This window comes from Streptobacillus canis (assembly GCF_009733925.1).
GTDB lineage: Bacteria > Fusobacteriota > Fusobacteriia > Fusobacteriales > Leptotrichiaceae > Streptobacillus > Streptobacillus canis.
In genome coordinates, this window is record NZ_WOEI01000004.1 from 21561 (window position 1) to 35635 (window position 14075).

Annotated in this window: 14 protein-coding genes; 4 read left to right on the forward strand and 10 right to left on the reverse strand. The window is 25.9% G+C overall.

Annotated features, from left to right (window positions below; all coding sequences use genetic code 11):
* Positions 1 to 140: 140 nt before the first annotated feature.
* The 4 genes from holA (at position 141) to GM111_RS02150 (ending at position 2900) form a co-directional block, all read left to right on the forward strand.
* Complete coding sequence (holA, locus tag GM111_RS02135; protein WP_156299248.1) at positions 141 to 1028, forward strand: DNA polymerase III subunit delta; 888 nt, start codon at positions 141 to 143, stop codon at positions 1026 to 1028.
* Positions 1029 to 1122: 94 nt separating this feature from the next.
* Complete coding sequence (locus GM111_RS02140) at positions 1123 to 1476, forward strand: GntR family transcriptional regulator (protein WP_156299249.1); 354 nt, start codon at positions 1123 to 1125, stop codon at positions 1474 to 1476.
* Between the two features lies 1 nt (position 1477).
* Positions 1478 to 2188, forward strand: coding sequence for an ABC transporter ATP-binding protein (locus GM111_RS02145; protein WP_156299250.1), 711 nt, complete (start codon positions 1478 to 1480; stop codon positions 2186 to 2188).
* Positions 2181 to 2900: a hypothetical protein gene (locus tag GM111_RS02150; RefSeq protein ID WP_156299251.1), complete on the forward strand. Its 720-nt coding sequence runs from the start codon at positions 2181 to 2183 to the stop codon at positions 2898 to 2900. The genes GM111_RS02145 and GM111_RS02150 overlap by 8 nt, the downstream gene beginning before the upstream one ends.
* Positions 2901 to 2921: 21 nt before the next feature.
* Here GM111_RS02150 and murA read toward each other — a convergent pair whose 3' ends face one another.
* From murA to leuS, 10 genes are all read right to left on the reverse strand, one after another.
* On the reverse strand, positions 2922 to 4190 hold the full coding sequence (gene murA, locus GM111_RS02155; protein ID WP_156299252.1) for a UDP-N-acetylglucosamine 1-carboxyvinyltransferase: 1269 nt from the start codon (positions 4188 to 4190) through the stop codon (positions 2922 to 2924).
* Between the two features lie 10 nt (positions 4191 to 4200).
* Positions 4201 to 4764 carry a DUF1694 domain-containing protein gene (locus GM111_RS02160; RefSeq protein ID WP_156299253.1) on the reverse strand — a complete coding sequence of 188 codons (564 nt, stop codon included), beginning with the start codon at positions 4762 to 4764 and terminating at the stop codon, positions 4201 to 4203.
* 37 nt (positions 4765 to 4801) lie between these two features.
* The gene (locus GM111_RS02165) at positions 4802 to 5206 is read right to left on the reverse strand and encodes a hypothetical protein (protein WP_156299254.1); all 405 of its coding nucleotides are present in this window, start codon (positions 5204 to 5206) and stop codon (positions 4802 to 4804) included.
* A complete protein-coding gene (locus GM111_RS02170) occupies positions 5203 to 6063 on the reverse strand; it encodes a tyrosine-type recombinase/integrase (RefSeq protein ID WP_156299255.1) in 861 nt (286 codons plus the stop codon). The genes GM111_RS02165 and GM111_RS02170 overlap by 4 nt, the downstream gene beginning before the upstream one ends.
* A gap of 9 nt (positions 6064 to 6072) precedes the next feature.
* Positions 6073 to 7701, reverse strand: coding sequence for a DNA repair protein RecN (recN, locus tag GM111_RS02175; RefSeq protein WP_156299256.1), 1629 nt, complete (start codon positions 7699 to 7701; stop codon positions 6073 to 6075).
* A 9-nt stretch (positions 7702 to 7710) separates the two neighbouring features.
* Positions 7711 to 8484, reverse strand: coding sequence for an NAD(+)/NADH kinase (locus GM111_RS02180; RefSeq protein WP_156299283.1), 774 nt, complete (start codon positions 8482 to 8484; stop codon positions 7711 to 7713).
* Entirely contained in the window at positions 8465 to 9754 is a 1290-nt protein-coding gene (locus tag GM111_RS02185) for a 3'-5' exonuclease (protein ID WP_156299257.1), read from the reverse strand. The genes GM111_RS02180 and GM111_RS02185 overlap by 20 nt, the downstream gene beginning before the upstream one ends.
* A gap of 69 nt (positions 9755 to 9823) precedes the next feature.
* The gene (locus GM111_RS02190; protein ID WP_156299258.1) at positions 9824 to 10720 is read right to left on the reverse strand and encodes a DMT family transporter; all 897 of its coding nucleotides are present in this window, start codon (positions 10718 to 10720) and stop codon (positions 9824 to 9826) included.
* Positions 10717 to 11430 (reverse strand): TMEM164 family acyltransferase, encoded by a 714-nt coding sequence (locus GM111_RS02195; RefSeq protein ID WP_156299259.1) that lies wholly within the window; start codon positions 11428 to 11430, stop codon positions 10717 to 10719. Before GM111_RS02195 ends, GM111_RS02190 begins: the two co-directional genes overlap by 4 nt.
* Before the next feature lie 45 nt (positions 11431 to 11475).
* Positions 11476 to 14073, reverse strand: a complete 2598-nt coding sequence (gene leuS, locus GM111_RS02200; RefSeq protein ID WP_156299260.1) for a leucine--tRNA ligase — start codon at positions 14071 to 14073, stop codon at positions 11476 to 11478.
* Between the last annotated feature and the right edge of the window lie 2 nt (positions 14074 to 14075).

Consider the following 14075-nt stretch of genomic DNA (forward strand, 5'->3'; position numbering starts at 1 on the left):
TAATATATTGTATTTCGTCCACTTTAAATAATAGCATATTTATATAGATTTTTCAATTATTTTATGTAGAAAAATCAAGAAAAATCGGACTTTTAACTAAAGTATTTTTATGGTATAATTGAATGACTAGGAGGTTAAAAATGAACTACTTTATCTCTGGCCATAGTGCTAGAAAAATATATATGGATAAAATATTAAACGAAAGTACTAAAAACAAGATGTATTTTGATGAAAATACTGTTTCAGAATTCCTTAGCGAATTAAATGCTGGATCTCTTTTTAGTGAACCGACATTACTTGTACTTAAAAATGCAAGTAAAGTTAAAGAAATTAGTAATGTTATTAAAAATGTTGTTTCTAATACCTTTAGCGATAAAGATGTAATCATTGATTATGAGTGTAATAAAGAGAATAAAAAAGTTAAAGACTTACTTACAAACTTTGAAATACACGAAATAATTGACGAGAAACAAAATAACGCGACATTATTAAACTTCATAAAAGATAGTTTAAAATGTAGTAGTAAAGATGCAAATAATATTATTGAAATTATAGGGAATGATTATCATTCTTTAAAAAATGAGTTAGAGAAAATATCAACATACTTAAATGGTGAAGAATTTTCTTTTGAAAATATTAAACCTATACTTTCTAAAAATACTAACTTCTTCATATTTAATCTTACAGAAGATATACTTAATAAGAAAATGATAGAATTCCCAGTAAAAGAACATATGGCTCTACTTGCATCACTTACTAATGATTTAGAAATCTTATACAAACTACATTTACTAGAAATTAAAAATATTAACTACAATAATTTTAAAGAACAATATGGCAGTCATCAATTCTTTAAAAGTTTAAATACCTATTATGTATTTAAAAAAATAGAGTTTTTAAAAAACTTCACTAAAGAAAGAATACTAGAACTTATTAAATTATCTTTCCAAACAGATCTAAAAATTAAAAGTGGTTTATTACCTTTAGAAGATGGAATAGAAACATTTATATTAGAGATATTAAAGTAGCATGAATGCTACTTTTTTTATTATTTTAATTTTTTTCTTGACATTCGAAGAAATTTGGTGTATTATATCACTATAACAGTAAGGAGGTAGATATATGGAATTTGATAATAAATATCCAATATATAGACAATTATTTGAAATGTTTCTTTCTGATATTATCAACGGTAATTTAAAACCAGGTGATAAATTTATGTCAATTAGAGAAGCTTCAAGTAAATTTAATTTAAATCCTAATACAGTTGTAAATGCATTTAAAGAATTAGAATTTCAAAAAATAGCAGTAACAAAAAGAGGATTAGGAACATTTGTAACAGAAGATGTTGAAGTTTTAAAAAAATTAACTAAAAAACATTCTGAAACAATAATAGATGAATTTTTAAACAAGATGTATGCTTTAGGATACACTAAAAAAGAAATTATTAATGAAATAAAAGAAAGGGAAGATTAATATGAATAATATATTAGAAATTAAAAATTTAAATAAGAAATTTTCTAATAAACTAGTATTAGATAACCTAAATTTAACTTTAGGAGAGAATAAGATAGTTGGTATTTTAGGACCTAATGGTAGTGGTAAAACTACTTTACTTAAAATCATTGCAGGTCTTGCAAAAGAAAATAGTGGAGAAATACTAATTAACGGAATGAAACCATCAACAAAAACAAAAGCAATAGTAAGTTATCTATCAGATAAAAACTTTATAGATAATTCACTTAAAGTATATCAAGCTTTAAATTTATACAATGACTTTTTTGATTTTGATATGCAAAAAGCTGTAAGATTATTAGATGAAATGAAACTTGATAGTAAGGCTGAAATAGCTTCACTTTCAAAAGGTATGAAAGAAAAATTATTTTTAATTTTAACTTTATCAAGAAATGCTAAAATCTTTATACTTGATGAACCTATTGCAGGAGTAGATGTAATTACTCGTGATCAAATCTTAAATCTAATTATAGATAATGTATTTGAAAACTCTACAGTAATTGTGACTACTCATTTAATTAGAGACATAGAAAGAATATTTGATGAAGTTGCTTTTTTAAAAAATGGCAAAATAGATAAAGTATATTCAGTTGATGAATTAAGAGAATCTCGTGGATTAACTATAGAAGAATTATATAAAGAAACATTTGGAGAAGGTGATATAAATGCTTAAGTTTTTAAAATATGAATTTAAAAGAAACTGGAGATTTAATGTATTAACATTAGCAACTATTACTGTTTTAGTAATTATTTCAAATATTTTATTTAAAACACCAGAAGGTGACTATATCTTCTTAAAAGTATTAGTAAGTTTAAGTACTTCTGTAACTTCATTTGCTATACTATATTACTACATTAAAAACTTCTCAAAAGATCTATATTCAGATACAGGATACTTTACTTTCTCATTACCTATATCTGGTTATACATACTTTTGGGGTAAAGTAATATTTTATCTATTATTCACTATTGCATTATCACCAATAACTATAATTACTGCGTTAATGCAAGGACAATATAAAGATTTAATAAAACTTATAAAACAATTCCCATCTTTCATTACAAATGAAAGAATTATCCTTGGAGTTATTTTAGCAATATTAGTTGCAATATATGTTACCGTTGTTTTATATACTAGTATTACAATAATACATTATATATCTAAATCAAAGAACACTTATTTCTTCTGGGTATTAATATTTGTACTAATAATGGTATTTTCTTTCTATGCATTATTTAAAATAAATATAAGTTTATATCCTGTCAATGATGTTGAATCAGCTACTTCTATTTTAATATTAAATGTATTTATACTTTTATTCTATAATTTAGGTTTAGGTAGTTTAGCTGGATATTTACTAGATAAAAAATTAGAATTACAATAAAAAAAGGCCTAGGCCTTTTTTTTATACTTCTAATTTAATTCTTTCAATCTTAGCTCCAACTTTATTAAGTTTTTCTTCTAATTTATCATATCCTCTATCAATATGATATATTCTACTTAAAATAGTATCTCCATCAGCTACAAGTCCTGCAACAACTAAAGCTGCTCCTGCTCTTAAATCAGAAGCCATAACATTTGTTCCATAAAGTGTTTCTACTCCTTCAACATTTGCAATCCCATGTCTTATAGTAATATCTGCACCCATTCTATTTAATTCTGGTACATGCATAAATCTATTTTCAAATACAGTTTCTTCTACTTCACTATGTCCTTTAACTAATGATAATAATAACATCATTTGAGCCTGCATATCTGTAGGGAATCCAGGATGTGGCATAGTTACTATTCTTGCTGGTTTAAGATCCTTAACTTTACCTTTAACACTTAATATATCTCCTTCTCTTTCGAATTTAACTCCCATATCTTCAAGTTGATGTTTAAACACACCTAAATCTTCTATATTAGCATTTTTTATTTTTAAATCTCCATCTGTAACTATAGATGCTATAACATAAGTCCCAGCTTCTATTCTATCAGGCATGATAGAATATTCAACAGCATTTAATTTTTCTACACCCTCTATAGTAATAGTATTAGTTCCTAAGCCTTCAATTTTTGCACCCATTTTAATTAAATAGTTTCCTAAATCAACTATTTCAGGTTCTTTTGCTGCATTAATAATTCTAGTAGTTCCTGGTATTTTGACTGCAGCCATAAGTAGATTTTGTGTAGCTCCTACTGATGGGAAAGTTAAAGCTATATCTGCACCTTTTAAATTTTCCGCAACAACGTGTACATATCCTCTAATTTGAGTTATTTCAGCACCTAATGCTTCAAATCCTTTTAAGTGAATATCTACTGGTCTTGATCCTATAGCACATCCACCAGGAAGAGACACTATTGATTCTTCAAGATTTGCAACCATAGGCCCCATTACTAAGAATGATGCTCTCATTTGTTTAACTATTTCATAACTAGCTTCATTTCTTTTGAATCCATTATTAATTATTTTATAGCTATTTTCATCTAATTTTTCTACTTTCATCCCAAAATCTTCTAGTAATTGGAATAAAATTCTAATATCTCTTAAATCTGGAACATTTCTTAATATATGTTCACCTTTTTCTATTAATGTTGCTATTATTATTGGAAGTGCTGCATTTTTTGCTCCACTTACTTCTATTACACCATTTAAAGGTCTTCCACCTTCTATTCTGAATCCTTCAACCATTTCTCCTCCATTAATTATCTAATTTTTGTGATATAGGGCAAATAGTCCCTGTTAACTTATCAAAAAATCCCATTGGTTCATAAAATTCTGCAAGTTCAGGTAATTTTTCCTTAATTTCTTCATAATATTTTTTTGATATTTTTTTCCCCATAGCTTGATAAAATACTATATCAAGTCCAGCCTCTAAAATTCTTTCCTTAAAACTTAAAGAAACTGGATCTTCTGGTCTATTTTTTACTTCATCTTCAGAAACTACTACAAGACCTACATCTCCTGTATAATTAAGTCCATCTACCATTTTACAAGGAATTTTCATTTCTTTTGCAAGATTAATATATTTTTTTAATTTACATAAATCTACATCTCTTGAAATTATCATTCTAGATGCAATCTTTTTTCTTAACGCCTTCATTACTTCAGGATATACAAACTTTTCTTCTAATTCTTCTTTTGTTAATGCCGTAATAACCCTTTCTTTGTACTCTCCTAAATATCTATTTTTCTCAATTCTAGCATTAATTATTTTATCTTTAACCTTCTCTATTTTCTTTAATATATCATTTTCCAGTATCATAATTAAATTTTAACATAAATATGAAATCTTATCAACGTTATGCAGCTAAAAAAAACATAAATATTAGCTTAATAATTCCATATAGTATGTAAAGTAGACCTCCTCTCTTTACACCTACTATCCCTTCTGTCTTGTATGTAAATCCTAAAAACAATAAATATACAAGATTATATAAAAGGAAATACGTTAAATTTATTGTTCCCATAAAAAGTATTAAAATCTCTACAAAGAACATTGCATTTATTATTAATCTAATAAAAGTTGATTTATATATATTTTTTATTATATATGCATTTAAAACAATATAGCTTAGAGTAAATGATACTAGTAATGTTAAACTTTTTTCTCCAATTAACCCATATTTAAAAACTATTCCTAACCCTATAAATATTAAAAAACTTATTATTTCACTACTGTATTTTCTCAATATTTCTTTATTCATTCTTCTTCTCCAATTTTTACTCTTTTATATATTTCTTTTAATTTTGATTTTTCAACATGAGTATATACTTCTGTTGTTGTAATACTTGCATGACCTAATAACTCTTGAACTATTCTAATATCTGCTCCATTTTCTATCATCATAGTTGCAGCAGAATGCCTAAATAAATGTGGATGTATATTCTTTTCTATACCTACATTTTGAGCATGTTTGTTTAATACTTTCCAAAAATTTTCTCTTCTAATACCTGGAAATAGTAAATAACTTCCTTCTGCACCTTTTAATTTAGGTCTCACATCTTTTATGTATTCTTTAATCTCATTTTCAAGTTCTAAATATATAGGAACAAATCTATATTTACTACCTTTTCCATAAAGTTTAGCAAATTCAAAATCTGAATTTTCTATATCTTTAATTTCTAGATTTAATACTTCAGAAATTCTAGCTCCTGTTGCTACTAAGAATTTAACTATTAATTGATCTCTTCTACTAGTAGGTTCATGATTAAAGCTTTCTATTATTGCCTTTATTTCTTCTACAGTTAAAGCGTGTGGTAGTCTTTTCTCTTTTTTTAGATTATGAATTTTGTTAGCAGGATCAAGTTTAATTACTTTTTCCATATAGCAAAATTTAAAAAAAGATTTTATGCTACTAACTTTTCTAATTACTGTATTATATACATATTTTTCTTTTAGTCTTTCTATATATTCATATATGTCATCGCTAGTTACTTCATCTACACCTTTATTTACTTTTTTAAAGAAAGTATATAAATCATTTCTATAGCTCTCTATAGTCTTATCAGCATTACCTTTTTCAAATTTTAGATAATCTAAAAATGCATTTACCTCTACCATTTTTCACCTCTATTCCATCATTTCTTTAGCAATTTCTAAACTTGCCTTAGTAATATTATCTCCGGATAATATTCTAGCAATTTCTTTTATTCTTTCTTCTTGATTTAATTTTTTAATTTTAGTTGTAGTATTTTTATCATCACTTTCTTTATATATTAAGAATTGTGAATTAGCTTTTGCAGCTATTTGCGGTGAATGTGTAACACATATTATTTGTACATTTTGTGATAATTCTTTAAGCTTATTAGCTATTTTTATTACTGTTTCACCTGATATACCTGTATCTATTTCATCAAATATTAGACATGAAATATGATCTACTTTTGAAAATACTATCTTTAATGCTAACATTATTCTTGAAATTTCCCCACCTGATGCTATTTTTGATAAATCCTTTAGTTTTTCTCCCTTATTAGTTGAAATTAAGAATTTAACTCCATCATTTCCATTTTGATGTATTCTATCAAGTTCAGTAAATTCTATATCAAAAACTACTGAGGGCATATTTAATTCTTTAAGTTCCTTCATAACACTATCTTTTAAAGTTTTAGCCTTATCTTTTCTAAGTTTAGATAGCTTAGCACTCAATTTTTTATATTCTTTTAAATTAATCTCTAATTCTTTTTCTTTTTCCATTAAAGTTTCATCTGAATGTTCAATTAGCTCTAATTTATTCTTTATATTTTCTCCATATTCTAATATTTCTTCTATACTGCTTCCATATTTAAGTTTAAGTTTTTTTATAGTATTTAATCTATCATTTACTTCTTCAAGTCTATATGGATTATTATCTACACTTGCAAGTGAAGAAGATAATTCATCTACTATATCATTTAATTCTTCGTAAACATTAGAAAATCTTTCAGAAATACTCTCATATTTATTAGAATACTCACTTAATTTTTCCAAATCCTTTTTAACTCTTTTAAAACTACTAAAATCAAGTATATCTAAAACTTCACTCAATTTATCAGTAATTATACCTGAATTAAATAGTTCATTATATTCATTTTCTAATTCCTCATCTTCACCTATTTCTAGCTTATGTTTAAATATCTCATCTATAATATATTCATAAAGATTTCTTTTTTCTATTACTTCATTTTTATCTTTTTTTATTTCTTCTATTTCTTCTTTTAATTCATCTATTTTAGATATATATTCTTTGATATCAGATTTAATTTTTATACTATCTTTATCTAAAAATTTATCTAAAAGATAAAGATGGTAATTTGAATTTAATAGATATTGATGATCATGTTGTCCTACTAAATCTAAGATATTACTACTTATTTCTTTTAAATTAGATAAAGTAAACCTTTTATTATTAACCTTTACCTTATTATCTACACCAAATTCTCTTGATATTATTAACTCTTCATCAAGTTCATAGTCTAAATCAGATAATTTATTAAGTTGTTCTTCATCTAAGTCAAATACAGCCTCAACACTAACCTTATCACTTTTCTTTCCTATCATTTCTTTATTGGCTTTTTCACCTATAATTAAAGATAATCCATCAAGTATTATTGATTTACCAGCACCTGTTTCTCCTGTAAGTACTGTAAGACCTTTTTCTAAATTTATGTCAATTTCATCAATTATTGCTAAATTTTCAATTTTTAATTCCTTTAACATATTTTCCCCCTAAGTCCAATGTAATTTTTGTTTTAAAATGTTATAGTAATTTAAATCATCTGTATATATTAAATCTATACCTATATCAGATAATTTAGCATATGCTATATCTTCTGGATAAAACTTAAAATGTAAATTACCATCTATATTTAATCCAACATACTCACTTCTACCAAATGCAGAAAATTTAAGTTCTTCTTTACCATCAAGTATTATTGCTCTTGCAGTTAAAGTTTGTGGTGCAAGAGGAGTAATACATAAGGCATCTAAATTAGGGGCAATTATTGGTCCCCCTGCAGATAATGAATAAGCTGTTGATCCAGTTGGAGTTGCAACTAATATTCCATCTGCCTTATATTGATTTATTAATTTATCATTTTGTTCCACTTTTACATTTATTAATTCAGAGTGTATTGCAAATTTTAATATACTTAATTCATTTAAAGCATAATATATTTTATCTTTAAATCTTACTTCTAAAAATTTTCTATGATCTATTTTATACTCACCATTTAAAAATTTTTCAAATGAAGATATTGCATCTACACTACTTACTTTAGTCATATATCCTATACTTCCATAATTAACTGAAAATACTGGAACATTTTTTATTCTTAAATGTTCCACTGTTGAAAGTATAGTTCCATCTCCACCAAATGTAATTAATACATCTACATTTTTAATATCTTCGACTACTTCTATATTTTTACTACTTAAGTATGATAAAAAGTATTCTATTTCTTCACTACTTAAAGTAGCTTTTTTAATTATTTTTACCTTCATCTTCATCACTCAATTCTTCTAGCATGTCTTTATATATACCTTTATATGATAAAAGTGTTGCATTACAATCAGTTAAACTATTATGAAAATCACTTTCTTTAAATCCATAATAGCTTGAACATTCCATTAGTTTTGGTCTTTTTAATTTAGGATCATTAAATATCTTTCTATATAGATATTTAAAATAGTCAGAAATATCTAATTTTCTAATATGTTCTACATTGAATCCCTGTCTTTGAAGTAGTTTATAGTCAAAATCTATACCATATCCAACCATATAGTCTGTAGCATCAAGCAATTCTTGAATTTTTTCTCTATATACTTCAATATTTGGTTTATCTTCTAGCATTTCATTACTTATTTTATGTATCTTATATGCTTCATTCCATTCAGTTACATTAGTTGGTTTAATATACTCATCAAAAAGTACTTTACCTTTAGTATCTATTATACTAAGTTGTATAATTTCATCATTTTCTCTAATACCTGTTGTTTCTAAATCAAGTATTATCTTATTTCCCATGCTCTCAAATATCTTTACATATTTTTTAGCAAGTTTAGTTAATTTATCTTCTTTTTTATCTATTTCTTCTATTTTTTCTTCTTGTTCTAAAAATTTCATTACCTCTTCATCATATTTAAATTCTAATTTTTCTTTTTTTTCTACTAGTATTGATTTAAAACAATGTAGTGTTGCTAAACAATCACTTAATGCATTATGAGCATTGAAATCAAAGTTATAGAATTTAGCTGCTTCTGCAAGACTAGGTCTAATTTTTCTATCTATTATTTTTTCATTTTCAAAAAGTACTGAAAAAAGATAAGCTATGTCTAATACTATATTAGATTTAAGTTCTATATCTGATCTTCTTAAAAAAGCTACATCAGAATTAACTTCATACCCTATTATCAATTTATGTTTTTTTAATATCTTTTCTATATCTCTTCTATAATATGAGATGTGTTTTTTATTCTCAACATCTTCTACTGAAATATTATGTATCTTATATGCCTCTTCCCATTCTGTAACATTTTTAGGCTTAGTATATTTATTAAAAATTACATTACCAGCAAGATCTATAACACTAAGTTGTAATATTTCATCATCTTTTCTAACACCAGTAGTTTCAACATCTAAAATTATGGGATTAAGTATAAAGATATTTTTTCTAATATATGCAAATAACTCCATAAAATCTTCATGTCTTTCTAACTGTTGTTTTAATTTTTTTGCTTTTCTTCTAAGACTTTGTAATTCTTTTTCTTCCATTACTCTTCCTTACTTTTTGTTATAATAATATTATACAATATATGCAAAAAAAAAGGAACCTTAAAGTTCCTATTTTCTCTTTTTATTTTTAAATAAAAAATCTAATTTTGTTTCTGATATTATTATTCCCAGGAATATTAGAACTGACCCAAATAAAATAATAGGATGGAAGTCATCATATCCTAAAAATATTGAAAGTATAGTTGCAAATACTACCTCTAAAGAAAGTATTACTGCAGCTGTTGATGAACTCACTCTTTTTTGCCCTATAATTTGCAAAGTATATGCAACGAAAGTACAAAAAACTCCCATGTATAAAGAAGAAAGTAGTCCATGAGTAGATACTGCTTTTAATTGTCCATAGTATATTGCAAGTATAAATGATTGTATAGTTGCTATTAAAAATTGCACATAAGCAAGTACCACTGTATTTATCTTATTTACATAATATCCTGTAATTACGATATGAAGTGCAAATAACACAGCACAAATTACAGTATAGAAATCTCCTTTATTAAATCCATCTACAGATTCAAGAAAATTTCCTGATAACATATACATTCCAATAAAAGCTAATACTGAAGCTATGAATGTAAATTTATCTACTTTAGTTTTAAATATTAAGTGTGACATGTATGGAACAAAAATTACACTAAGTCCTGTTAACAATGAATTTTTAGCAGGGGTTGTATAGTATAGTCCATATGTTTGCGTTAAATACGCTAGTACTAGTACTGTTCCTAGTATTAGTCCAGCCGTATATGATTTTCTATCTATTTTTATCTTCCTCACCTTAAGCATTAGGTAAAGTAAAATAGTAGAAATTAAAAATCTAACAAACATAATATTATATGTTTCCATGCCACTATCTACTGCTATTTTTGTTGCAATAAATCCAGTCCCCCAAACCATGGCAACTAAAAATAGGATTAATTCTGATTTTAAATTATTTATAAAGGTTCTCAACTTTTTCCAACTCTCTTCCTTTTTGCTAATATATTATGTATTAAATACACAATAGTCATTAATAGGGCCTTTCCTAATACCAAGAGTAATAAATAGAGATTAAAAGGTTTAATAAACCTCATAAAATCTAACATATATTCATGAGTATACATATAATTGGTTACAAGTTTTGGATTAACCAATTTCCACATTATTAAGAATGAAAAGACATATATAAATATAGATGTATATAGCCCTTTCTTAGTAATTTTATTTTTAAAATTCATTTTTCCTAAAATTAATATATCTATTGCTAATAGATTATTAAAGATATAGAAAAATGGCTTTAGTATAGTATGATATTCAAATCTAATAGGATAAATTATAGATAATATATTAAATACACTTAGATAAAACAATATATTATATGACCAATTCTTCCTAGAAAATAGATATATTATACCAAATATAATTGAAATGTTCGTTAATTGTAAAGGTAAACTTTTTTGTACCACGTCACCTTCAACATATATTTTTACTAACATTTCTAAAATTTGAAATAATGTAAAAAATATAGCTAAAATTGAAAAATAGTTTTTCTTATTCTTCTTTTTTAAAAACATAGGTATTATTATGAATATAGAAGAAATAGCTAAAGATAATATTAAAGAAAAAATATGATCTTTTGCTAACATATACATGATATAGTTTCCTTTTACAAATATATTCATTTTACCTCCACAATTAATAAGTAGAGTCAAAAGACTCTACTTAAATTATTTAACAACTATATTTACTAATTTTTTAGGTACTACTATAGTTTTAACTACTTCTTTACCTTCAATATTTCTAATAACATTTTCATTTGCTAATGCTTTTGCTATTACTTCTTCATTAGTTGCATTAATATTAGTTTCAAATTCTCCTCTGATTTTTCCGTTTACTTGTATCATCATAGTAATCTCTGAAACATGAGTTAATACTTCATTGTATTCTGGCCATTCTGCATTTGATATATATCCTGGCATTCCACATAATTCCCAAACTTCTTCAGCTAAGTGTGGTGCTATAGGTGATATCATTAATATTAATGAAATCATAGCTTCTTTGAATACTTTATCAGATTCACTTGATTTATTATTAGTGTCTAATATATTTTGTTTGTATGTTGTTAATTCATTTACAAGTTCCATAGTTCCTGCTATAGCAGTATTAAAGTGGAAATTGTCTTCCATACTATCTGTTACTCTCTTGATAGTTTGGTGAGTTTTTCTTTGAAGATTTTCATCTTCTTTATTTCTTTTATCTAATTCTATACTTGAATACTCTGCTTTTAATATATCTAAGCATTCTTGAGCCATTAAGAATATTCTATTTACAAATCTATATGCCCCAACTACACCATTTGCATTCCATTCTAATTCTTTTTCAGGTGGTGCAGCAAATAGAGTGAAGACTCTTGCAGCATCCGCTCCAAACTCTTTAATTATTTGTTCAGGATCTACTCCATTATTTTTAGATTTAGACATTTTTTCAAGCTTAGTTACTAACTCTTCTCCAGTTTTTTTACTTACTGGTTTCCCATCTTTCATTTCAACTTCTTCTCTAAATAAATATCTTCTTTCATTATTTGAATAGAATGAATAATCTAGTACCATACCTTGAGTTAATAATCTCTTAAATGGTTCATTAGTTGATAAGTATCCTAAATCTCTAAATACTTTATGGAAGAATCTTGCATAAAGTAAATGCATTACAGCATGCTCTATCCCACCTATATATTGATCTACTGGTGTATATGCATCTGCATCTTCTTTTAAGAAGGCAATTTTTTCATTAGTAGGATCAAGATATCTTAAATAATACCATGATGAATCTACGAAAGTATCCATAGTATCAGTTTCTCTATATCCTTTTTTACCATTAGGTAATATTACTTCTTTAAATGTAGGAGAAGTTTCTAAAGGATTTCCTTTTCCAGAGAAATCTATATCTGTTGGTAATACTACTGGTAAGTTTTCGTCTAAATATACATTTCCTTCCTCATCATAAATTACTGGAATAGGAGTTCCCCAATATCTTTGTCTACTTATTAACCAATCATGTAATCTATAGTTAGTTGTAGCTTTTCCTTTTCCTAATTTTTCTAGTTTTTCTACTATTTTATCTTTAGCTTCAATATTATGAACTCCATCAAATTCTTCTGAATTAATTAACTCTCCTTTTCCTAAGAAAGTTTTATTTCCATCAAAATCATCTTCTGGATTTTTTGCCTTAATTACTGCTTTTGCAGGTAAATCATATTTTTTAGCAAAAGCAAAGTCTCTTTCATCATGAGCTGGTACAGCCATTACAGCACCTGTACCGTAATCCATTAATACATAGTTTGCAATATACATAGGTATCATTTCATTAGTTAATGGATGTTTAACATAAAGTCCTGTAAATATTCCATTTTTCTCTTTATCTTGAGCTTCTCTTGATATTTTATCTTCATTTATCATTTCATCTACAGCAGCTTTTAATTCAGGTCTTTCTTTTAAAACTACTTCTGAAACTAAAGGTAATTCTGGTGCAATCGAAATATATGTAACACCATAAAGTGTATCTACTCTTGTTGTAAATATAGGTATTTCTATTTCTTCACCTTTATATTCTAAAGTAAACATTACTTCAGCTCCACTTGATTTCCCTATCCAGTTTTTTTGCATTGCAAGTACTTGGTCAGGCCAATATCCTCTTAATTCCTCATGACCAGTTAATAGTTCTTCAGCATAATCTGTTATTTTGAAATACCATTGTGATAATTCTTTTTGTATTACTGTAGTTTTACCATGTCTCCAACATTTCCCATCTTCAACTTGTTCGTTAGCAAGTACTGTATGACAATCAGGACACCAGTTAACATAAGATTTTTTCTTATATACTAATCCTTTTTTATACATTTCAATAAAGAATTGTTGATTGAATTTATAGTATTCTTTTTGATATGTTGCTAGTTCTCTATCCCAATCATATGAAAGTCCCATTAATTTTAATTGTCTTTTCATATTTTCAATATTTTGTGCAGTCCATACTGCAGGGCTAGCACCATTATCTATAGCTGCATTTTCTGCTGGTAATCCAAATGAATCCCAACCAAAAGGATGTAATACATTAAATCCTTTCATCTTTTTATATCTAGCTATAGCATCTCCTATAGTATAGTTTCTTAAATGTCCAGCGTGTAATTTACCTGAAGGATAAGCAAACATTTCTAAAGTATAGTAATTTTGTTTTCCTTCTACCTTATTTTGAGTTTTAAATACTTTATCTTGCTCCCATTTTTCTTGCCATTTTTGCTCTATATCTTTGGCAATATATTCCTTTACCATTT

What these genes read in the sequence shown, in the direction of transcription:
- GM111_RS02165 (WP_156299254.1), bottom strand. Translation starts at nt 5,206, where the DNA reads ATGAATAAAGAAATATTGAGAAAATACAGTAGTGAAATAATAAGTTTT.
- GM111_RS02140 (WP_156299249.1), top strand. Translation starts at nt 1,123, where the DNA reads ATGGAATTTGATAATAAATATCCAATATATAGACAATTATTTGAAATG.
- GM111_RS02185 (WP_156299257.1), bottom strand. Translation starts at nt 9,754, where the DNA reads ATGGAAGAAAAAGAATTACAAAGTCTTAGAAGAAAAGCAAAAAAATTA.
- leuS (WP_156299260.1), bottom strand. Translation starts at nt 14,073, where the DNA reads ATGGTAAAGGAATATATTGCCAAAGATATAGAGCAAAAATGGCAAGAA.
- GM111_RS02195 (WP_156299259.1), bottom strand. Translation starts at nt 11,430, where the DNA reads ATGAATATATTTGTAAAAGGAAACTATATCATGTATATGTTAGCAAAA.
- GM111_RS02150 (WP_156299251.1), top strand. Translation starts at nt 2,181, where the DNA reads ATGCTTAAGTTTTTAAAATATGAATTTAAAAGAAACTGGAGATTTAAT.
- GM111_RS02160 (WP_156299253.1), bottom strand. Translation starts at nt 4,764, where the DNA reads ATGATACTGGAAAATGATATATTAAAGAAAATAGAGAAGGTTAAAGAT.
- GM111_RS02170 (WP_156299255.1), bottom strand. Translation starts at nt 6,063, where the DNA reads ATGGTAGAGGTAAATGCATTTTTAGATTATCTAAAATTTGAAAAAGGT.
- GM111_RS02145 (WP_156299250.1), top strand. Translation starts at nt 1,478, where the DNA reads ATGAATAATATATTAGAAATTAAAAATTTAAATAAGAAATTTTCTAAT.
- GM111_RS02180 (WP_156299283.1), bottom strand. Translation starts at nt 8,484, where the DNA reads ATGAAGGTAAAAATAATTAAAAAAGCTACTTTAAGTAGTGAAGAAATA.
- murA (WP_156299252.1), bottom strand. Translation starts at nt 4,190, where the DNA reads ATGGTTGAAGGATTCAGAATAGAAGGTGGAAGACCTTTAAATGGTGTA.
- recN (WP_156299256.1), bottom strand. Translation starts at nt 7,701, where the DNA reads ATGTTAAAGGAATTAAAAATTGAAAATTTAGCAATAATTGATGAAATT.
- holA (WP_156299248.1), top strand. Translation starts at nt 141, where the DNA reads ATGAACTACTTTATCTCTGGCCATAGTGCTAGAAAAATATATATGGAT.